General features: G+C 63.9%; 17 protein-coding genes and 1 tRNA gene. 9 read left to right on the top strand and 9 right to left on the bottom strand.

Features of this window, described 5'->3' with window-relative positions; all coding sequences use genetic code 11:
- Positions 1–114: 114 nt before the first annotated feature.
- On the bottom strand, positions 115–1,689 hold the full coding sequence (locus AC0L2H_RS23245) for a phytoene desaturase family protein (protein WP_473592385.1): 1,575 nt from the start codon (positions 1,687–1,689) through the stop codon (positions 115–117).
- 121 nt (positions 1,690–1,810) lie between these two features.
- Here AC0L2H_RS23245 and AC0L2H_RS23240 point away from each other — a divergent pair, with 121 nt between their 5' ends.
- The 5 genes from AC0L2H_RS23240 (at position 1,811) to AC0L2H_RS23220 (ending at position 8,700) form a co-directional block, all read left to right on the top strand.
- Positions 1,811–2,602, top strand: coding sequence for a cyclase family protein (locus AC0L2H_RS23240; RefSeq protein ID WP_473592384.1), 792 nt, complete (start codon positions 1,811–1,813; stop codon positions 2,600–2,602).
- 249 nt (positions 2,603–2,851) lie between these two features.
- Positions 2,852–4,423, top strand: a complete 1,572-nt coding sequence (locus tag AC0L2H_RS23235) for a phytoene desaturase family protein (protein WP_473592382.1) — start codon at positions 2,852–2,854, stop codon at positions 4,421–4,423.
- Entirely contained in the window at positions 4,423–4,905 is a 483-nt protein-coding gene (locus AC0L2H_RS23230) for a MarR family winged helix-turn-helix transcriptional regulator (protein ID WP_473592381.1), read from the top strand. Before AC0L2H_RS23235 ends, AC0L2H_RS23230 begins: the two co-directional genes overlap by 1 nt.
- A gap of 47 nt (positions 4,906–4,952) precedes the next feature.
- Positions 4,953–7,106, top strand: a complete 2,154-nt coding sequence (locus AC0L2H_RS23225) for a thiamine pyrophosphate-dependent enzyme (protein WP_473592380.1) — start codon at positions 4,953–4,955, stop codon at positions 7,104–7,106.
- A complete protein-coding gene (locus AC0L2H_RS23220) occupies positions 7,099–8,700 on the top strand; it encodes an indolepyruvate oxidoreductase subunit beta family protein (protein WP_473592379.1) in 1,602 nt (533 codons plus the stop codon). The genes AC0L2H_RS23225 and AC0L2H_RS23220 overlap by 8 nt, the downstream gene beginning before the upstream one ends.
- Before the next feature lie 92 nt (positions 8,701–8,792).
- Here the strand turns inward: AC0L2H_RS23220 and AC0L2H_RS23215 are convergent, their stop codons facing one another.
- Positions 8,793–9,587 (bottom strand): FkbM family methyltransferase, encoded by a 795-nt coding sequence (locus tag AC0L2H_RS23215; RefSeq protein WP_473592378.1) that lies wholly within the window; start codon positions 9,585–9,587, stop codon positions 8,793–8,795.
- Positions 9,588–9,920: 333 nt separating this feature from the next.
- Between AC0L2H_RS23215 and AC0L2H_RS23210 the strand changes: the two genes are divergently transcribed.
- On the top strand, positions 9,921–10,181 hold the full coding sequence (locus tag AC0L2H_RS23210; protein WP_473592377.1) for a GCG_CRPN prefix-to-repeats domain-containing protein: 261 nt from the start codon (positions 9,921–9,923) through the stop codon (positions 10,179–10,181).
- Between the two features lie 96 nt (positions 10,182–10,277).
- Here AC0L2H_RS23210 and AC0L2H_RS23205 read toward each other — a convergent pair.
- Positions 10,278–10,353: transfer RNA gene (locus AC0L2H_RS23205), tRNA-Thr, on the bottom strand.
- 353 nt (positions 10,354–10,706) lie between these two features.
- Between AC0L2H_RS23205 and AC0L2H_RS23200 the strand changes: the two genes are divergently transcribed.
- Entirely contained in the window at positions 10,707–11,915 is a 1,209-nt protein-coding gene (locus AC0L2H_RS23200) for a hypothetical protein (protein ID WP_473592375.1), read from the top strand.
- A gap of 58 nt (positions 11,916–11,973) precedes the next feature.
- On the opposite strand, the gene AC0L2H_RS23195 is transcribed toward AC0L2H_RS23200, so the two are convergent.
- Positions 11,974–13,572, bottom strand: coding sequence for a cisplatin damage response ATP-dependent DNA ligase (locus AC0L2H_RS23195; protein ID WP_473592374.1), 1,599 nt, complete (start codon positions 13,570–13,572; stop codon positions 11,974–11,976).
- Positions 13,573–13,813: 241 nt separating this feature from the next.
- Complete coding sequence (locus tag AC0L2H_RS23190) at positions 13,814–14,824, bottom strand: ligase-associated DNA damage response exonuclease (RefSeq protein WP_473592373.1); 1,011 nt, start codon at positions 14,822–14,824, stop codon at positions 13,814–13,816.
- 105 nt (positions 14,825–14,929) lie between these two features.
- Between AC0L2H_RS23190 and AC0L2H_RS23185 the strand changes: the two genes are divergently transcribed.
- Positions 14,930–15,856 (top strand): methyltransferase domain-containing protein, encoded by a 927-nt coding sequence (locus AC0L2H_RS23185; protein WP_473592372.1) that lies wholly within the window; start codon positions 14,930–14,932, stop codon positions 15,854–15,856.
- A 98-nt stretch (positions 15,857–15,954) separates the two neighbouring features.
- Positions 15,955–16,314 carry a hypothetical protein gene (locus AC0L2H_RS23180; protein ID WP_473592371.1) on the top strand — a complete coding sequence of 120 codons (360 nt, stop codon included), beginning with the start codon at positions 15,955–15,957 and terminating at the stop codon, positions 16,312–16,314.
- Here the strand turns inward: AC0L2H_RS23180 and AC0L2H_RS23175 are convergent.
- The 4 genes from AC0L2H_RS23175 to AC0L2H_RS23160 are packed head-to-tail and all read right to left on the bottom strand — an operon-like array spanning position 16,311 to position 21,157.
- The gene (locus AC0L2H_RS23175) at positions 16,311–17,252 is read right to left on the bottom strand and encodes a 2-hydroxyacid dehydrogenase (protein ID WP_473592369.1); all 942 of its coding nucleotides are present in this window, start codon (positions 17,250–17,252) and stop codon (positions 16,311–16,313) included. The two genes, AC0L2H_RS23180 and AC0L2H_RS23175, sit on opposite strands and share 4 nt — an antisense overlap.
- A 40-nt stretch (positions 17,253–17,292) precedes the next feature.
- The gene (locus AC0L2H_RS23170; protein ID WP_473592368.1) at positions 17,293–18,924 is read right to left on the bottom strand and encodes an ABC transporter ATP-binding protein; all 1,632 of its coding nucleotides are present in this window, start codon (positions 18,922–18,924) and stop codon (positions 17,293–17,295) included.
- Positions 18,921–20,060, bottom strand: coding sequence for an ABC transporter permease (locus tag AC0L2H_RS23165; RefSeq protein ID WP_473592367.1), 1,140 nt, complete (start codon positions 20,058–20,060; stop codon positions 18,921–18,923). Before AC0L2H_RS23165 ends, AC0L2H_RS23170 begins: the two co-directional genes overlap by 4 nt.
- Positions 20,060–21,157 (bottom strand): microcin C ABC transporter permease YejB, encoded by a 1,098-nt coding sequence (locus tag AC0L2H_RS23160; RefSeq protein WP_473592366.1) that lies wholly within the window; start codon positions 21,155–21,157, stop codon positions 20,060–20,062. Before AC0L2H_RS23160 ends, AC0L2H_RS23165 begins: the two co-directional genes overlap by 1 nt.
- Positions 21,158–21,372: the final 215 nt, after the last annotated feature.

Genomic DNA, 21,372 nt, shown 5'->3' with positions numbered 1-21,372 from the left:
TGTATTTTCTTTGCGCGGCGTCTGTGACTGATCAGTGGGTTCAGGCTCCTTGGGCGACCGCGCCTCGCCCCTCCTTCACACCAGAAGTTTCCTTCATCCGGAAGAATCCTGTTTCTACCTCCCGCCAAGCTGTTGCGCGAGCATGTAGCCCGAGGCCGCGCCGGTGCCGGCGCCCGGCCAGGTCGCCGCGCCCGTGAGATGCAGATTGCCGACCGGCGTGTTCCAGCCGGCGTATCCACGTGCCGGGCGAAACAAAAAATTCTGCGCCAGATGGTGGCTGCCGCAGACTTGGTCGCCGCCGACGAGGTTAGGGTTCTCGCGCTCGAGGTCGAGCGGCGAGAACACGGCGCGGCCGAGGATCTTCTGGCGCAGGCCGGGCGCGTAGCGCTCGATGATGTCGAGCACGCGCTCGGCATAGTGCTCCTTGACCGCGTCCCAGTGCTCCGGCGCGATCAGGCCTGCCGCATCGCCCGATATCTCGGCCGGCAGCATGCGCACCTGCACCCACAGCACATGCTTGCCCTCGGGTGCGCGCGAAGGATCGACCGCGGTCGGCTGGCCGACGACCAGCACCGGCTCGTCCGGCAGCATGCCCGCCATCGCCTGCTGATACGTGCGTGACATGGCGTCGAGCGATGGCGACAGATGCACATAGGCGAACTGCCGAAGCTCAGGCCCGGCGCGCCAGTCCGGCAAATCGTCCAGCGCCAGGTGGATCATCATCGTTCCCGGTGCGTGGCGGAATTTTTTCATTGCCATGTCGAAGCCGGCGTCGCCGGAGCCATCGGGCAAAAGCTTGCCGGGCAGCGCCCTCGGCGCAACGCCGGCGATGACTGCCTTGGTGGCGATGTGGAAGTCGCCGGACGCAAGCCGCACGCCGGTCGCCTTGCCGGCGGCAACAGTGATCTCGGCCACTTCCGCGCCGGTGGCGATCTTGCCGCCGGCTGATGTGACCATGCCTGATAGCGCGCGGATGATGGTGTCGGCGCCGCCCTTGCCCAGCACCATGCCGAAGCACTGGTTGGCCATCGATTCCAGATAGGGGAACACGGCGCCGCCGGCGATGTCGGGGGCGAAATCGAGATGCATGCCCCAGGCGGCGAGCGTCGTCCTGACATGCGCAGTTTCGAAATTCTCCTCCAGCCAGGCGCGGGGCGACGACAGCAGCAACCGCCCGGTGTCGAGCGCGCCGGACATGCCTTTCTTGCGCCACAGGTTCCACGCGGTGCCGGCAAGAGCGCGGGCACTCATCGGCGAACCCAGCACTCTGAACAGATGCTCGGCTTCTCCAGGGAAGGCCGCGACCAGCCGCCGCCAGGTGGCGGCGTCGGCCTGCGAGAAGGCGGCGAGGCGCGAGGCGGTCTTTTCCAGGTCGTTGCTGACGCCGAACCAGCGACCGTCAGGGAAGGCGCTGGCGAAGCAGTCGGCTACGGGGGAGAATTCCAGCCCGTGCGTTTTCAATTCATTTGCATATTTCCGGTGGAAGGCAGAGCCGGCGAACAGGCTGAGATTCATCGCACCGAAATCGTGCCGGAAGCCGGGCAGTGTGAATTCGCGGGTCTGGACGGCGCCGCCGATGGTTTCGCTACGCTCGAAAACCCCGATTTTCCAACCCTTGAGCGCCAGATGCGCGGCGCATGCCAGACTGTTGTGGCCCGCCCCGACGAATATGGCGTCAAACTCGCTCACGCCCACCCAACCCATTTCCTTTATGCTTAAAGATAATTGCAGATGCATATGTTTTCGTCTAGTAGGATATTAAGGGCCGCAACGAGCCTTCAGAGCTATCCACCAAGAGGGAACAGAGACCATGGACACGCAAAAACTTCTCGGCGAGGTCGCCGGCCAGCTTCTTTCCGGCGCCATCCAGGTGGTCGACCTGTCGGCGCCGCTCGGGCCGGACACGCCGCTGATCAAGTTGCCGCCGGAGCTTGCCGTCGACACGCCGAAGGTCGAGATCCATTCGATCTCCCGCTATGACAAGAACGGTCCGTGGTGGGCGTGGAACTGGCTGAAGCTCGGCGAACATTCGGGCACGCATTTCGACGCGCCGCAGCACTGGATCACCGGCAAGGACTATCCGGACGGCGCCACCGACACCATTCCGGCGCAGAACTTCGTCGGCCCGGTCAACGTCATCGACTGCTCCGGGGAAGCCGCCGCCGACCACGATTTCCTGCTCACGGTCGATCACATCAAGGCATGGGAAGCCAAGCATGGCGCGATCAATGCCGGCGAGTGGGTGGTGATGCGCACCGACTGGTACAAGCGCAACGGTTCGGAAGCCGAATTCCTCAATGCCGACGAGACCGGCCCGCATACGCCCGGCCCGACGGCGGAAGCCATCCAGTTCCTGATCGGCAAGGACATCAAGGGCTGGGGCAGCGAGACGATCGGCACAGATGCAGGCAAAGCAGGGGGGATGGAGCCGCCATTCCCGGCGCACACGCTTATGCACAAGGCCAATCGCTACGGCCTCGCCAGCCTCTGCAACCTTGATCGGCTGCCGCCCAAGGGCGCCATCCTGATCGCCGCGCCGCTCAAGATCGAGCACGGCACCGGCAGCCCGATCCGCGCGCTGGCGCTGGTGCCAGGGAAATAGGGCAGTTGGCGGTCTTCGGGAGAAGATCATGCTCGCAGGCAACGCTGTAGTGATGGATTGGGAGCGGCTGCCTTGGAGATTGGCTGTCGTCGCCATCTTCGCCAATCTCCAAAGCCGCAGGAATGAGCGGGGCGCTGAAGCTGCAAATCTCCCCCCTAGAGGGGGAGATGTCCGGCAGGACAGAGGGGGGCGCCGTAGAGCGCCACCGCGCGCAATTGCCCCCAACCTGCCTGCCGGGAGCAACCCTCTATGAACGCGCCCGATCACATCATCGTCGGCAGCGGCATCAACGCGCTGGTCTGCGCGGCGATGCTTGGCGGCAAGGGCGCGAAGGTGCTGGTGCTTGAGCGCAACGACCGCATTGGCGGCTGCATGCGCACCGAGGAGATCACCGCGCCCGGCTTCGTCCATGATGTGATGGCGACGACCTTTGTCCTGTTCATCACCTCGCCGGCCTTTGCCGCGCTTGGCAAGGACCTGGCGCGGCACGGGCTCGAGTTCTGCCACACCGCCACGCCTACCGGTGTGCTCAGGCCGGATGGCAGTCATGCTGTGCTTAGCACCGACCGTGCCGCCAATATCGCCGCGCTCAATGAGGTTGCCTCAGGCGACGGCGACCGGCACGGCAGTGATGTCGGCGGTATCGAGCGCGATGCCGGCCTGCTGTTCGGCCTGCTCGGCGGCAGCCTGTGGTCCTACCCGACGACCAGGCTGCTCGCCGGCGAAGCATGGCGGCGAAGCCCGCGCAATCTTGCCGGCTTTCTTGGCGAAGCGCTGGTGCCGGCGCGCGGCTGGCTGGAAAGCACCTATCAATCCGAAACCATCCGCGCGCTGTGGGCGCCCTGGGTGCTGCATGCAGGCCTGGGGCCTGAAGACGCTTTCTCCGGCCAGATCGCCAAGGTGATCGCCTTTGCGCTGGAGGCCGCCGGCGCGCCGATCGTCAAGGGCGGGGCGAGGAACCTGCTGGCCGCATTCGAGGCCTTGATCAGGGAGCGGGGCGGCGACATCCGCACCGGCGCCGACGTCGCCTCAATCGTTCAGAGCAATGGTCGCGCCAGTGGCGTGCGGCTGGCCTCGGGCGAGACGATTATGGCGAACAGGAGCATCATCTGCTCGGTCACGCCGACACAGCTTTACGGCCGCCTCCTAGGCAAGGACGCGCCGGAGGCAGCCGTCGAAGCGACGCAAAAATACCGCTACGGCAAGGGCAATTTCCAGATCCATTACGCGTTGGACAAGCCGCCCGCATGGCGCGGCGAGGGCCTGGACAAGGTGGCGCTGCTGCATCTGACGCCGGGACTCGATGGTGTGTCCAAGGCCTGCAACGAGGCGGTGCGCGGCCTGCTGCCGGAGGTGCCGACCATCTGCGTCGGCCAGCCGCACGCGCTCGACCCGTCGCGCTGTCCCGACGGCAAGGCGGTTCTGTGGCTGCAATTGCCCGAGGCGCCACGCCACATCAAGGGCGATGCCGCCGGCAAACTCGAGGCACCGGCCGACGGGCAATGGACCGAGAAGCTGCGCGAGACCTATGCCGATCGCGCTGAAGCGATCCTCGGCAACCATATCGATGGCTTCAAGGACAGCGTGATCGCGCGCCGCGCCTATACGCCGGCCGATCTCGAAGCCATGAACATTAACCTGGTCGGCGGCGATCCCTATGGCGGCTCCTCGACCATCGACCAGTCGTTTCTGTGGCGGCCGTTCAAGGCGAGCCGCAACCACGACACCGGCATCAAGGGCCTCTACCATATCGGCGCCTCCACTCATCCCGGCGCCGGGCTTGGCGGTGGTTCCGGCTTCCTGCTGGCGGGGAGGCTGTGATGGAGCAGAGCGTTCCCGAAAAACGCCAGCGCATCTCGACCCTCGGCCAGATCGGCTTGCAGCAGTTCGCGCCCTATCTGATGAACCGCATCATGGGCCGCTACAACGCCACCTTGCGCGACGAGTTCCGCAAGCAGGGCCTGACCATTTCGCAAGTCCGCACGCTGGCCGTGCTCTCCGTCACCGACGGCGTCACCGTCAACGACCTCTCGGTCTACACGGTGATCGAGCAGTCGACCTTGAGCCGCACGCTCGACACGCTGGAAGGGCAAGGTCTTGTCCGGCGCGAGCAGGGCGTCACCGACAGCCGCATTCGCCACGTGTTCCTGACCGACGATGGCCGCGCCGAGTTCACCCGCGCCTGGCCGGCCATGCATGACGCGTTCGAGGCGATGTTCGACGGCATCGACGATGCCGAATACGCCACCCTTATCGCCACGCTGCTGAAGATGCTGAAGAACATTCGCAAGCACGAGATTTGAGTTGAAGTACGCGCCGCCCTGCCGGGCGGCAACGGAAGGAGGCCACCATGGCCGAACGGTCTTTTGCCAAGGAAGTCGAAAAACTCCGGCTCGGCGCCGGCGAGGAGTTTGCCGGCGAAGGCATCCTCGCCATCACCAAGGCGCTGCTGCAATGCGGCGTCGGCTATGTCGGTGGCTACCAGGGCGCGCCGATCAGCCATTTGATGGACGTGCTGGCTGACGCGCAGGATATCCTTGGCGAGCTCGGCGTGCATTTCGAGGCCAGCGCCTCGGAAGCCACCGCCACCGCCATGCTGGCCGCCTCGGTGCATTATCCGATCCGCGGTGCGGCCACCTTCAAGTCGACGGTCGGCACCAATGTCGCCTCCGATGCGCTCGCCAACCTGGCGTCGGGCGGTGTCACCGGCGGCGCGCTGATCATCGTCGGCGAGGATTATGGCGAGGGCTCCTCGATCATGCAGGAGCGCAGCCATGCCTTCGCCATGAAGAGCCAGGTCTGGCTGCTCGATCCGCGCCCCAATCTGCCGTCGATCGTCAAGGCGGTGGAGGACGGTTTTGAGCTGTCGGAGGCATCCAACACGCCCGTCATGCTGCAGGTGCGCATCCGCTGCTGCCATGTGCACGGCCATTTCATCGCCAAGGACAACAGGCGGCCGCCAATGTCGGTGGCCGATGCGCTGGACGCACCGCGCCGCGACACCGGCCGCATCGTGCTGCCGCCCGCCTCCTTCCTGCATGAGAAGGAGAAGGTCCAGAAACGCTGGCCGGCAGCGGTGGATTTCATCAAGAGTCGCAACATCAACGAATTCTTCGGCTCGGATCACGGCTCGGTCGGCATCGTCATGCAGGGCGGCATGTACAATGCGGTCATCCGCGCGCTGCAGCGCCTCGGCCTCGCCGACACCTATGGCGACACTGACGTGCCGCTTTATGTGCTCAATGCGGTGTATCCCCTGATCGACGACGAGTTCCTGTCCTTCTGCGAGGGCAAGGACGCCGTGCTCGTCGTCGAGGAAGGCCAGCCCAACTATATCGAGCAGGCCTTTGCCGCGATGCTGCACAAGGCCGGACGCGGCACGAAGCTCGTCGGCAAGGAACACCTGCCGATGGCCGGCGAATACACCGGCCAGGTCATGCTCGACGGCATCGGCTCCTTCCTGCGCACCGAGGCTCCGTATCTGCTGCCGGGCGAGGTGCGCGCGCCGAACAAGTCAGGCGAGGGCGTCGACGCCGCCGACCTGATCAACGTCGTTCCCGGCCGTCCGCCCGGCTTCTGCATCGGCTGCCCGGAGCGGCCGATCTTCGCCGCGACAAAGCTGGTCGAGCAGGAACTCGGCAAGCATCACATCGCTTCCGACATCGGCTGCCATCTGTTCTCGATCATGCCGCCCTTCGAGCTCGGCGCCACCACCATGGGCTACGGGCTGGGGCCGGCCTCGGCCTCGGCCTTCAATTCGCCTGACGCCAAGCGCCGCTCGATCTCCTTCGTCGGCGATGGCGGCTTCTGGCACAACGGCCTGACCTCCTCGATCGGCAATGCGGTGTTCAACAAGAACGACGGCGTCATCGTCATCGTCGACAATTTCTATTCAGCGGCGACGGGGGGGCAGGACATTCTTTCGTCCCGCGCCGGCAACAAGACCAAGTCGACCAAGCATCCGATCACCGAGGCGGTGAAGGGCATGGGCGTCAAATGGCTGCGCCACATCGACCGCACCTATGATGTCGGCAAGATGCAGGACACGCTGCGCGAGGCGCTGACGACGGGCGAGAAGGGGCCAAAAGTCATCGTCGCCTCGTCCGAATGCATGCTCAACCGGCAGCGCCGTGAAAAGCCGCTGGTCGACAAGGCGATCAAGGGCGGCGAGCGGATAGTGAAGCCGAAATTCGGCGTCGACGAGGACATCTGCACCGGCGACCATGCCTGCATGCGGCTTTCCGGCTGCCCGTCGCTGTCGGTGAAGTCGCTCGACGATCCGCTGCGTGACGATCCGGTGGCGCATATCGACCAGAGCTGCGTCGGCTGCGGCAATTGCGGTGAGGTGGCGGATGCCGCGGTGCTGTGCCCGTCCTTCTACCGCGCCGACGTCGTCCACAACCCAAGCCGCTGGGATCGCTTTCTCGAAAGCGCACGTCGTTCAACGATCGGCATGCTGCAGCGGCGGCGCGAAAGCCGGCGCCTGACCTTCGCCGATGCTTGACGCCGTCCCATCATCTCGCCCTGGGGCCGACGCTTCGGACGAGCCCGTCATCAAGCTTGCCGTGCTGGCGGTCGGCGGCCAGGGCGGCGGCGTTCTGGCTGACTGGATCACCGATGTCGCCGAGCGCAACGGTTATGTCGCGCAATCGACCTCGGTCGCCGGCGTCGCCCAGCGCACCGGCGCCACCATCTACTATGTCGAGATGGCCAGAGACACCGGCCGGCTGCCGGTCTTTGCGTTGTCCCCGTCGCAGGGCGATGTCGACATCCTGATTGCCGCCGAGCTGATGGAAGCCGGCCGCGCCATCATCCGCGGCTTCGTCACGCCTGAGCGCACCACGCTGATCACCTCGTCGCACCGCATCGCCGCCGTGTCGGAAAAGATCGAACCCGGCGACGGCAGCGCCTCGTCCGCCAAGGTGCACGCAACGGCTGAAGCAGCCGCCAAACATCTCATCGCCTTCGACATGGAGAAGATCGCCGCCGACAATGGCTCGATGATCTCGGCCAGCCTGCTTGGCGCGCTTGCCGGCTCCGGCGCGTTGCCGTTCACGCGCGAAAGCTACGAGCAGGCGGTCAGCGCCGGCGGCCGCGGCGTCAAGGCCAGCCTCGCCACCTTCGGCGCTTCCTTTGACCGCGCGCGTGGCATTGCTGGCGCTGCCTCTTCGGAAACGGTGGAGAAGCTGGCGGCCCCCGAAACCGGTTCCGGCATGGCGGCAAGGGTCAGCGGGCCGCAAAGTCTCTTGAAGGGCTGGCGGCAATTGGCCGCCCGCATCGATGCTTTGCCGGCTCCTGTTCGCGACATGGCGATGCTTGGCCTGAAAAAAGTCGTCGACTATCAGGATATCGCCTATGGCGGCGAGTATCTCGACCGGCTGGACCGGGCGGTCGTCCTGGACAATGCCGGCGGCTACGGGCCCGACCATGCCTTCGCGCTGTCGGTGTCGGCGGCAAAGCATCTGGCCAACGCCATGTGCTACGACGACATGATCCGCGTCGCCGATTTGAAGACCCGTTCGACCCGCGACAGCCGCGTGCGCCGCGAGGTCGGCGTCAAGGATGGGACGGTCCTGCAGGTGACCGAATATTTCCATCCGCGCATCGAGGAATTCTGTGGCACGCTGCCCGCAGGCCTTGGCAGCTACATCGAGGCGCGGCCGAAGCTGGCCGCCTTTCTCGACCGCCGCATCAATCGCGGCCGCCACATCCGCACCGACAGCTTTGCCGGCTTTGCCGCGCTGTGGTTCATCGGTGGCCTGCGCCGCTGGCGTCGTCGCCTGCTGCGCCACAAGGTCGAGACCGAGCATCTGGAGCGCTGGTATGATCTGGCGCTTGGCCATGTCCGGCAAGACTACGCCTTGGCCGTCGAGATCCTCAACTGCCGCCGGCTGATCAAGGGCTACAGCGACACCCATGCCCGCGCGCGATCCAAGTTCGATCGCGTGCTCTCGGCGCTCGACCTGGTCAAGGGCCGGGACGATGCCGCCGATTGGATCAGGCGCCTGCGCGAAGCGGCGCTCAAGGACGAGAAGGGCGACATGCTCGATGGCGCGCTGAAGACCGTGGCGTCATTGGGCTCGCATCTGGAAAACTGAACGCTCCGGTTCGGTACCGAACCACTCAGGGGTCCGGGCAAGCCGGTCACATATCGAGATGACCGGCTTGCCCGTCCTTTTGATCATAGCGCCTAAATCCATTCGCGGAAGCGCGTGCCCGCCTTGCGGAATGCATCCATGACTTGGAATTCTGCGACGCGTTTCTTTCGTCTCTCGGGAGTCCGCATTTTGAGGGAGTGGAATTCCACATATGCGGCATAGAGATCGCGATGGCTTCCAGACCGGATCATGTCGTCAAGGATCTCGTACTCCGCCCCTTCGACATCGAGCTTGAGAACGACCACGTCATACAGTTCACGCTTCGCTCGGATCATCTGCGACAGCGAAAACGTTTCGACCAGGTCAGGACTAAATCGTAGCGATTGATACAAGCTTTCGTTGTGGTCAAAGACGATCGAGCATCCTTGGTGGGTGGGCCCCGACCGCTCCGGAGGGGGACCAAATAGTTCGGCAAAGCCATCTTTGACGCTTGCCGCCTTGACGATAATCTCCATGGTCGCATTTTCCGAACGCAAGGCGTCAAGGTGCGGCAGGCAATTCCTGTTGGGCTCGACCAGAACGTAGTCGTAGCGGTCGGGAGTGTAGTACCGAGAGAAGTATTTATACCCCTGGCCGACGTTTGAACCGCAATCGATAAACAATCCGCGATTTCGCTCTGCCGCCTTGAGCTTGGACGATGCCTGCCTTGCATCGGCCGCAACACGGCGGCGGAGCCATACCGACCTAAGTGGTTCGCTCAACGACCAGGCTGACAATTGGAGAAATCGACCGAACCCTTCTGCTCTCAGGACGTGTGTTGCTTGCTGGGTCTTTCTATTGAGCTTTGTTGCCAATTGGACAATAGGTGCCGTTGCTGAAATTGACATTCTCTGCCTCCGGATTGCCTCCCGCCCAAGGTTGACCATTCCGTTTGCATATAAATGCTTGAACTTCGTACAGAGCTTCCGGTCCGCAATGCTACTTGGGAAGCGAGCGTAGGAAACTACGCTTAAATCCGGGCTTGTCTTCGTCCGTTCGAGGGAAGCCCCCTCTTGCGCTGGCGCTCGGCCATGTCCGGGAAGACCATGCGGTGGCCGTCGAGACACTCAACTGCTGCCGGTCGCTAAGGGCCAACGAACTTTTGATTGCGATGTCATCCGGCGTTCAGCCGATCGGGTGCTATTTATTCCCCAGGGGTGTGAACCATGGAGAATACAGTCATGCTCACCAAACACATTCTGCCCATCGCTCTTGCGGCGGGCACCCTGATGCTGTCGAGCGCCGGTTCGCAGGCCATGCCGATGGCAAGGCCAGGCGCGGCCCAGACCCCCGTCGAAACGGTCGGCTGGCGATGCGGCCCCGGCTGGCACGTCAACAATTGGGGCAATTGCGTGCCGAACCGGCGGTTTCGCCCAGTCCACCGTTGGCATCGCGGGGTCTGGTTTCATCACCGCTGGCACCCCGGCTATTGGGCCCGGTAGGCGCTGACGGGTTCGAAAAGCACCCGCGTCGGAAACGGCGCGGGCGTTTCTGTCGCCAAGTAGTCAGGGATTGCAGGGGAAACAGGCGGAAACAACTGGTGCCGCTTGCGTGACTCGAACACGCGACCCCATCATTACGAATGATGTGCTCTACCAACTGAGCTAAAGCGGCCCGGGAAGCCCGAGGCCTCCAAGATGCGCTGGGTGATAGACGCAACCCGCCGCGAATTCAAGATGGGCCGCCACGAATTCAGGCAAGGACTTGGCAATTCGGATCGCGGCCCATGTCAGGATCAAGGGGAGCCACACCGCCGAACCGTCATTGTCGCGTGATGCCACACCAGCAGGTTGTTTGCCGACGCGATGGAAAAATCGGCGAGAAATGTTGATTTCTTTACCGAAAAGCCGCGGAAATCGGCTTTGGACGCGCCCGCAAGGCAGAATGCGGCCGCTCGCCCGTTGATTGATTGGTCGCCTGCGGCTAACGATCATGACAATGTGAGCGAACGTGCAGAGGGATCCGGCTTGGACGCCATCGAAAAAGCGATCCGGAATGCTTTCGAAAAAGGCAATGCCGAAGACCGGGCGTTTCGCGAGAGGGTCTATCGGTCGGCCTTCGCGGCACTTGACCGGGCTCTCCAGGCCAATCCGAACGTGACGGTGGAGGTCGCCATCAAACGCCGCAAGGCGGTGCAGGCCAAGATCGCCGAAATCGAATCCGAATTCCTGCCGGCGGTTCCCGACATTGCCGTGCCGGCGGACAACGCCGCGGCAGCGCCGGGGGACAACGCTGCGGCAGCAGAGGGCAACGCCATGGCGGCGCCCGCGGTCGAGCTGCCGGCAAATGGCGATCCTGCGGTCGAAGCTGCCGAGCCGGCGCCGTCGCCCGACATCGTCGTCGACGGGCCGGCAGAGCCTCCTCCATCCGACGAACCCCGGTCGCGCGTGCTGCCGGTCGTCCCCGATATCATGCCCGAAGCGGTTTTCCCCGGCGTTCCGGAGATCGACATGTCGGCCCCCGCGCCGACGGAAGCCGACGAGGCGGAGGTGACGCCCGACCGCGACGAAAGGCGGGTGGTGGGGCGCCGCTTGCCGCTGACGGGTATATTCCTTGGCGTGACCCTGCTCGCGGCAGCCGGCATCGGCCTGTATTTCGCCGCTCAGACCGGCGTCTTCAAGACGCCGGCGGAGCTCGATACGGCGCCGCCGCAAGAGCCGCCGACCGTGGACGACGACGACTTCGCGCCGCCGGCGGACACGGCCTCGCCGCAGAAGCCCGGCGAGGCGGATCAGGCGCGCGACTGGATCAACGTGTTTTCGCCGAGCGACCCAACGCTCGTCAGTGCACCCTCTGATGCCAAGGCCGAAGTCATGCAGGACGACAGCGGTTCGTTCCTGCGCATCCGTTCGGGCGCTTCCGGCTCGGCCATCAGCTTCGATGTCGGGCAAGGCGTGCTGGACAAGCTCGCCGGCAAGCATGCGACGTTCGACATCCTCGCCCGCTCCGAGGAAGGCAAGGAGACGCAGATCTCCATCGACTGCAATTTCGGCGAACTCGGCGACTGCGGCCGCAAGCGCTATGCGGTCGGCCGCGAGCGCAACGAATATCTGTTTGATGTGCGGTTCCCCGACAAGCGTCCGGGTGCCGCCGGCACCATCGCCATCAATTCCGACTTCGACAAGCAAGGCAAGTCGGTCGACATCTACGAGATCCGCGTCTCGGTGGTGCCATGAGCATCGGACCCAAAAGTGGGAACCGGTTTTGGGAAAATTCGATGCTTAAAATAGAAATCTAACTATCGAGCAGCGCCTGCAGCGTCTCGATGCGGTCGGCCTCGGCCGCCGGCTTGTCCCAGCGCAGTCGCGAAATGCGCGGAAAGCGCATGGCGACGCCTGATTTGTGCCGTGTCGAGCGGTTGAGTCCTTCGAACGCCACCTCCAGCACCAGGCCTTGTCTGCGATCGGCCCGCACCGAGCGGACCGGGCCGAAACGCTCGATCGTGTTGTCCCTGACATATTTGTCGATCTGCTTCAGCTCCTCGTCGGTGAAGCCGAAATAGGCTTTGCCGACCGGCACCAGCTCTTCAGCGCCTTCAGGGCCGGACCAGACGCCGAACGTATAATCGGAATAGAAGCTCGAACGTTTGCCATGGCCGCGCTGGGCATACATCAGCACGGCGTCGACCGTGTGCGGGTCGCGCTTCCATTTGAACCAAGGACCTTTCGGCCGTCCGGCGAGATAGGGCGAATCCCAGCGCTTCAGCATGACGCCTTCGATGATCGGGTGCGGCGGCGCGCTGCGCAATTCCTCGAGTGCCGCCCAGTCGGTGAACTCGACCAGCGGCGACAGGTCGAAACGGCTGGGATCGAGTGTTCCCACGAAGGCTTCGAGGCGGCCGCGCCGCTCGCGAAACGAAAGCGCGCGCAAATCCTCGTCGCCGATCTGCAGGACGTCATAGCAGCGCATGAACGCCGGAAATTGCTGCTGTATCTTCGCTGACACGCTCTTGCGGTTCAGCCGCTGCTGCAGATCCGAAAACGTGCCGGTCGCCTGGGGATCGCCGACCAGCAGTTCGCCGTCGAGCGCGGCTGAAAAATCCATGGCTTCGGCAAGGTCGGGGAAAGCCCCGGACACATCGTCGCCGGTGCGCGAATAGAGCCGGCGAACGCCACCTTCGCAAACCGCCTGGACGCGGATGCCATCCCATTTCCACTCGGCCGCATAGTCGGCCGGATCGAGCTTTTCGAGGTCGCCGTCGCCGACAGCATTGGACAGCATCACCGGCCTGAACAGCGCCAGTGCGGTCTTCTCGGGTCTTTCGGCCTTGCCTTCCAGCCAGGCGAAGAGGCCGGCATAGGGCGGCGTCAGACCGTGCCAGAGCTCCTCGATCTCGGCGACGTCGACGTGGCCGAGGTCGGCCAGCGCCTGCTTGGCCAGCCGCGCCGAGACGCCGATGCGCAGGCCACCGGTCACCAGCTTGATGATGGCAAAGCGCGCCGAAATGCTGGCGCTGTCCAGCAGTCTCGCCAGCACCTTCGGCCCGTCGGAACGGCTCGCCGCCTGCAGTTTGGCCACGACTTCGGCGAGCGTCGGCGAATGGTTCGGCATGTCTCCGGGCGGCTGCGGCCAGACCAGCGACACGGTTTCGGCGAGGTCCCCGACATAGTCGTAGGAATAGCCGAACAGCACCGGGTCCATGCGCTCGATGACCAGCGTGCGCAGCATGGCCGGCTTGACCGCGGCGATCGAAAGGTCGCCGGTGATCGCGGCCAGCGCCAGCCCGCGATCCGGATCCTCGACGCTGCGGAAATAGTCGGTCAACAGCGTCAGCTTGCCGTTGCGCGAAGGCGTCAGCACCAGGCGGTCGAGGAGTTCGGCGAAGCGGTTCATGACGGGGCGCGCCGGGCCAATCGGACGAGCTTGCGTTTCGTCACACCCCCCTCTGGCCTGCCGGCCATCTCCCCCGCAAGGGGGGAGATCAGATGTCGCCACTGGTTTCGGCAATCTCCAACATTGGAGGAATGAGCGCGGCACCGAAGCTGCCAATCTCCCCCCTTGCGGGGGAGATGGCCGGCAGGCCAGAGGGGGGTGGCGTGGAGCGCCGCGTAAGCGATTACCGAATCTCCTGCCATCAATCGCCCTCGTCCTCATATCCCACGAGATGCAACGGCCGTGCGGCAATGCCTTCGAGCTCGCACCAGCGCACCAGGGCTTCCTCGCGCCCATGCGTGACCCAGATCTCCTCGGCGCCGGTCTCCTTGATCGTAGCAATCAACTCGTCCCAGTCGGCATGGTCCGAAATGATCAGCGGCAGCTCGACGCTGCCCTGCTTGGCGCGCTGGCGGATGCGCATCCAGCCGGAGGCAAAGCACGAGATCGGATCGGGAAAGCGCCGCGCCCAGCGGTCGGCGAAGGCCGAGGGCGGGCCGACGACGATGGCCCCGGTGAAATCGTCCTTGGCGCCGCTTTCGACGGTTGCCGGCTCCAGGGTGCCGAGGTCGATGCCCTGGCTCTGGTAATACTCGCTGAGCTTGGCCAGCGCGCCATGGATGTAGATCGGCCTGTCGTAACCGGCATCGCGCAGCAGTCGCATCACCCGCTGCGCCTTGCCGAGCGCATAGGCGCCGACCAGATGCGATCGTTCGGGGAACTGCGCCGCCGATTTCAGCAGCCGGGCGATCTCTTCGCTGTCGGGCGGATGGCGAAACACCGGCAGGCCGAAAGTCGCCTCGGTGATGAAGACATCGCATTGGACCGGTTCGAACGGTTCGCAGGTGGCGTCCTTCTGGCGTTTGTAGTCGCCGGAGGCGACGATGCGCCTGCCCTGATGCTCGACGGCGATCTGCGCCGAGCCGAGCACATGGCCGGCCGGATGAAAGGTGACGGTGACCCCGTTGAGCGCGATTGTCTCGCCTAGTGTGGCGGCTTGCGTCGTCCCGGCAAAGCCCTCGCCATAGCGCAACCCCATGATGTCGAGCGTCTGCCTGGTGGCCAGCACGCAACGGTGGCCGGAACGGGCATGGTCGGAATGGCCATGCGTGATCAGCGCCCGGTTGACCGGCCGCACCGGATCGATGAAGAAATCGCCGGGCGGACAATAGAGGCCTTCGGGCCGGGGGTGAAGCAGGTCGCTGGCGCGCATTTTTCCAAGATAGTTGCTAATTCCGCCGCGGGAAGCCTGTTGCAAGAGACTGCTGACTCCAGCATACACCCGTTCCGGCTTCATTGGCTGGTGGAACAACAGTCCATGAAACCGCTCCAGACCTCATCCGGCGACCGCAACACCGATCGTCGTGCCGACTATGCCGAAATGCTTCACGCATCTGGCGATCATGCGGTAGCAGCCGAGCTGCTGCTCGGCGCGCTGGAACTGGCGCCGCAATGGGTGATGGGCTGGTTCCGCCTCGGCGAGATGCAGGAAGCCGCGGGCGCCTTCGAACAGGCGTCGCAGGCCTGGACTATGGCGCTCAAGCTGGAGCCGGTGGATAGGCTTGGTGCGGGGCTGAAACTGCAATTGATAGGCAAGGCGCCGGCCGCCGCGGCACCCCCGAGTGCCTTCGTCGAAACACTGTTCGACCACTACGCCGGGACCTTCGACGAGGCGCTGGTCGACAAGCTCGGTTACCTGCTGCCCGATTTCCTCGACCAGGCCATTCGGGCGGCAAGGCCGGGCCGTTTTCGGCTGGCGATCGACCTCGGCTGCGGCACCGGGCTGATGGGGCAGAGGCTGCGGCCGATCGCCGATCGCCTGGAAGGTTACGACATCTCCGCCAGGATGTTGGGCAAGGCGCGGGCCAAATGCGTCTATGATCATCTCGCCAAGGCGGACCTGCAGGACTTTTCCCATGCCGGCGAAAGAGCGGATCTGGTGGTGGCGGCCGACGTGTTCATCTACGTGGGCGCGCTCGAAGGCATCGTCGGCACGGTTGCAAAGATGCTTGCCGATGACGGCCTGTTCGCGTTCTCGGTAGAGACGCTCGCCGGCATCATTGATTTCGCGTTGCAGCCGTCGCGGCGCTACGCGCATTCGGAAATCTATGTGCGCAGGGTGCTCGTCGCCAACGGCTTTTCGATCCTGTCGCTGGAAACAACCGTCATCCGCCAGGATCGTCGTGAACCGGTCGAAGGGCTGGTTGTGGTCGCGGCCTTGCACACTCCACAGGGCAATGTGTGAACAGGATTTTCGTATACAGGCCACACCATCGTTGCATTGGCTGCGAAAAAGTCCGATTCCCATGCCCGAGAGATAGAACATTGATACGGAGCACGTCCATGCGCTGGAACTTGGTGGTCTTGGCATCTTGCCTGGCAATGGCCGGCTGCGCCGGCTCTTCGCTGGCCGAACGGCAAGATGAAAACGTCGAGTCCTCCCTGCAATTCGACAGCGTGCCTTGCGACCGATTGCTGGCGCAACGCAACGCCTTGGCGCAGCAATATCACCTTTCGCAGGACGCCAAGCCCGCCTTCTCCAATTCGGGGGTAGGCTTCGGCCCGTTCACGCCCGATGTCCGTTCCAAGGCCCAGCGCGATGCCGAACAGGCGAGCGGCCGCATCGACGCCATGAACCGGTCGATCACCCGCCGCGAATGCGGCAAGCCGGCCAAGCAGAACAAATTCGCCTTGCCCGGCTAATATCCCGCCTTGCGATCCACCAGATTGTCGAGCGTCTCGCCACGCTCGAACGCCGCCATCTGCCGCAGCATGATCGGCACCAGATGCACAGGATCGGAGGTCGCCGCCGCGTGCGGCGTGACGAACACCTTCGGGTGGCTCCACAGCGGACTGGTCTTGGGCAGCGGCTCGACCTCGAACACGTCGAGGCTCGCTTCCTTCAGCGTGCCGTCCTCCAGCGCGCGCAGGATGTCGGCGTCCTTCTGCAACCGGCCGCGCCCGGCATTGATCAGCACCGAGCCGCCGAGGCCATTGCGCTTGCGCAGCTCCTTCAGCACACCATGGTTGATCATGCCTTGCGTCTGCGGGGTGAGCGGCAACAGCACCACCAGAATGTCGGTGGCATTGAGGAAAGGGATCAATCCGGCCTCGCCCGAATAGGTCGAGACGCCTTCCATCGGCCGCTCGCTGCGCGACCAGCCATTGACCGCAAAGCCGAGCGACTTGAGCGCCGACGCCGCGGCGCGACCGAGATTGCCTAGCCCCATGATGCCGACGGAGATGTCGCCGGCCGGCCGCTGCGGCGGCTCGTGCCAGATCTTCTTGGGCTGCTGCGAGCGGTAGAGCATGCCCTGGCGGTGATGGTCGAGCACCCGCCACACGACATATTCGGTCATGTGCTGGGTCAAATTGTCGGCGACGATCTTCACGATCGGCACATCGGGCAAGGTGGGATCGGCAAAGATGTGGTCGACGCCGGCGCCGATGGAAAAGATGGCGCGCAGATTGGGCAGCGACGACAGAAGGTTCGGCCGCTGCTTCCACACCACCGCATAGGTGATCGAGGGGTCGCTGGCGCCCTCCGGCTCAAGCACGACTTCGCGCTCCGCCGACAGCAGCTCTTGCCAGCGCCGTGGATGGATGCCGGTAAGAGCAAGCAGGATACGGCCTTTTTCCATTCGCGGAGTATTCTTCCCTGTTGTCCGAGCCTTTTGCAGCCTACTCGCTGACGATGCCGACCGGCGCCGTCTCGATCTTGAAGGCGGCCGAGATCAGCGCCCGAGTATAGTCGGTTTGCGGGTTTCCAAAAATCTGTTCGGAAGGACCGGCCTCGACGATCCTGCCATTGCGCATGACGATGACGTCGTTGGCAAGGGCCCGAATGACCTTCAGATCATGACTGATGAACAGATAGGCGAGGTCGTGCTTGGCCTGCAGGCTGCGCAGGAGGTCGACGACCTGTGCCTGTACGCTCATGTCGAGCGCCGAGGTCGGTTCGTCCAGCATGACGAAGCGCGGGTTGAGCACCATGGCGCGCGCAATGGCGACCCGCTGCCGCTGGCCGCCGGAGAATTCGTGCGGATAGCGGTTGCGCGTGGCGGGATCGAGCCCGACCTCCTTCAGCACATCGACGATGCGCTTGTCGCGCTGATCGGGCGACAGTTTCGGCTCATGGATCTTCAGCCCTTCCTCGATGATCTCGGAGATCGACATGCGCGGGCTGAGCGAGCCGAACGGATCCTGGAAGACGATCTGCAACTCGCGCCGGAGCGGCCGCATGTCGTTGAAGGTCAGCTTGTTGATATCGCGTCCGTTGAACTGGATGCTCCCGGTCGACGAGATCATCCTGGCCAGCGCCAGGCCGAGCGTCGTCTTGCCCGAACCGGATTCGCCGACGACGCCGAGCGTCTGCCCGGCGCGCACTGTGACGTCGATGCCGTCGACCGCCTTCACATTGTCGACGGCGCGCCGGAAAAAGCCTCGTTTGATCGGAAACCAGACCTTTATGTCCTTGCCCGTCATCACAGGCTTGGCGGCATTGTTGGCGGCCGGCGGCTTGCCCTTCGGTTCGGCGGCAAGCAAATGCCTCGTGTAAGCGTGCTGCGGATTGGCGAAAATGTCCTTGGTCGGACCGGTCTCGACGATCTTGCCCTTGGTCATCACGCAGACCCGATCGGCGATCTTCCTGACGATGCCGAGATCGTGCGTGATGAACAGCATCGACATGTTCTTGCGGCTCTTCAGGTCCGCCAGCAGTTCGAGGATCTGCGCCTGCACGGTCACGTCGAGCGCCGTCGTCGGCTCGTCGGCGATCAGAAGCTCGGGCTCGTTGGCCAGCGCCATGGCGATCATGACACGCTGGCGCTGGCCGCCGGAAAGCTGGTGCGGATAGGCGTCGAGCCGTTTCTCCGGCTCGCGGATGCCGACTTCGTTCAACAATTCCAGCGTGCGCGCCTTGGCCTGGCGGTCGCCCAGCCCCTGATGCAGCTTCAGCACCTCGACGATCTGCTGCTCGATCGAGTGCAGCGGATTGAGCGAGGTCATCGGCTCCTGGAAGATCATGGTGATGTTGTTGCCGCGCACGCGGCGCAGTTCCTTCTCGTTGGTGGCGAGCAGGTCGGCGCCCTGGAACAGGATCTGCCCTGACGGATGGCTGGCGGTCGGATAGGGCAAGAGCTTCAGCACCGACAGCGCCGAGACCGACTTGCCGGAGCCGGATTCGCCGACCAGCGCCACCGTCTCGCCCTTGGCGATGTCGAAGGAGATTTGGTCGACGGCCATCGACTGGCGGCCTTCCTGCACGAAGGCGACGCTGAGATCCCTGACGGAAAGGAGAGGGGCTTCGCTCATCTGAATGTCTTGCGCGGATCGAAGGCGTCGCGGGTCGCCTCGCCGACGAAGACCAGCAACGACAGCATCAGCGAGATGACGACGAAGCCGGAAATGCCGAGCCATGGCGCGTTGAGGTTGCGCTGGGCCTGCTTCAAGAGTTCGCCGAGCGAAGCCGAACCGGGCGGCAGGCCGAAGCCGAGATAGTCGAGCGAGGTCAGCATCGAGATCGAGCCACTGAGCAGGAACGGCAGGAAGGTCAGCGTCGCCACCATCGCATTGGGCAAGAGATGCCGGAACATGATGGTGCGGTTGGGCACGCCGAGCGCGCGCGCCGCGTTGACATATTCGAAGTTGCGGGCGCGCAGGAATTCGGCCCGCACCACGCCGACCAGCGCCACCCAGGAAAACAGCAGCATCAGCCCGAGCAGGATGAAGAAACCGGGCGGCAGGATGGCGGCGATAATCAGCAGGAGATAAAGCACCGGTATCGCCGACCAGATCTCGATGAAACGCTGGAACAGAAGGTCGGTCCAGCCGCCGAAATAGCCTTGCAATGCGCCGGCCGACACGCCGATCAGCCCCGAGCCGGCGGTAAGGATCAGCCCAAACAGCACCGAGATCCTGAAGCCGTAGATGACGCGCGCCAGCACGTCGCGCGCCTGGTCGTCGGTGCCCAGCCAGTTCCAGTTGCCGATGTTGCAATTGGGATCGGCCGCACCTTGCGGATACTGGTTGCAAAGGGTCTGCTTGTCATAGAGCCAGGACGGTTTGGTCGGCGCCGCCTCGGGAATGGCGTTGTTGACGGTCTGGTAGGAATAGCGGACCGGCGGCCAGATCATCCAGCCGTGGGCCTTGATCTCGTCCTGGATGACCGGGTCGCGATAATCGGTGACCGCATAGAAGCCGCCGAACTTCTCTTCCGGGTAGGCGACCAGAACCGGAAACAGGATTTCGCCCTTGTAGGAGGCGACGATCGGCTTGTCGTTGGCGATGAATTCGGAAAACAGCGACAGCACGAACAGCACGAGGAATATCCACAAAGACCAGTAGCCGCGCCGGTTCGCCTTGAAATTCTGCCAGCGGCGCTGGTTGAGCGGCGATAGCCGGGGCCGGGCGATCCGGTCCGGCGTCGTTTCGGCGGCAGCTTCCGCCATCAGATGTCTCTCCGCTCGAAATCGATGCGCGGATCGACCCAGGTGTACATCAGGTCGGACAGCAGCCCGATGAACAGCCCGATGAGCGAGGTGATGTAGAGATTGGCGAAGACCACCGGATAGTCGCGCTGCAGCACCGAGTTGAAGCCGAGCAGGCCGAGACCATCGAGCGAGAAGATGTTCTCGATCAGCAGCGAACCGGTGAAGAAGGCCGAGATGAAGGCACCGGGAAATCCGGCAATGACGATCAGCATGGCGTTGCGGAAGACATGGCCGTAAAGCACCTGCCGTTCCGTCAGGCCCTTGGCGCGGGCGGTGACCACATATTGCTTGCGGATCTCTTCGAGGAATGAGTTCTTGGTGAGCAGCGTCGTCGTGGCGAAAGCCGACAGCACCAGCGCCGTCAGCGGCAGGGTCATATGCCAGAGATAATCGGCGATCCGCTCCGGCCAGGACAACTGGTCCCAATTGTCGGAGACGAGGCCGCGCAGCGGAAACCAGTCGTAGAACGATCCGCCGGCAAACAGCACCATCAACAGGATGGCGAACAGGAAGCCTGGAATGGCGTAGCCGACGATGACGACGCCGCTGGTCCACACATCGAAGGCCGAGCCGTCCTTGATCGCCTTGCGGATGCCGAGCGGGATCGAGATCAGGTAGGACAGAAGGGTGATCCACAGCCCGATCGAGATCGACACCGGCATCTTTTCGAGGATCAGGTCGAGCACCGAAATGTCACGGAAATAGCTGTCGCCGAAATCGAACCTGATATAGTTCCACAGCATCATGCCGAAGCGCTCGAGCGGCGGCTTGTCGAAGCCGAACTGCTTTTCCAGCTTGGCGATGAATTCCGGATCAAGCCCTTGCGCGCCGCGATATTTCGAGCTGACGTCGCCGGCGACGTCGAAATTGCTGCCGCCTGTGTCCCCGCCGCCGCCGCCGCCAAGGCGATCGTTGCCGCCCTGGTTGGTCAGCCTGGCAATGACCTGCTCCACCGGTCCGCCCGGCGCAAACTGGATAACGGCGAAGGATATCGCCATGATGCCGAACAGGGTCGGGATCATCAACAGGATGCGGCGCAGTATATAGGCGCCCATCAGATAGTGTCCTCCTTGAGGAGAATCATCGTGTCGGAAGGTGCCTCCGAGGCCATTGCTTCAGGCCAGCTGTCGACGCCGGCGCAGCCCCTCATTGTCCTGCCCGTCCTCCGCAGCAGCTGCGCTGCAGCTGCGGAGGGTCGACCGGACATTTCTCCCCGTAAAGTGACGCGGAGAAGGGGACTGGCCGCAGTCTCGGCACTTTTACTACAACG

This window comes from Mesorhizobium sp. WSM4871 (assembly GCF_055811295.1).
The sequence above is the reverse complement of the archived record's forward strand: the minus strand, read 5'-3'. Positions and strand labels throughout refer to the sequence as shown.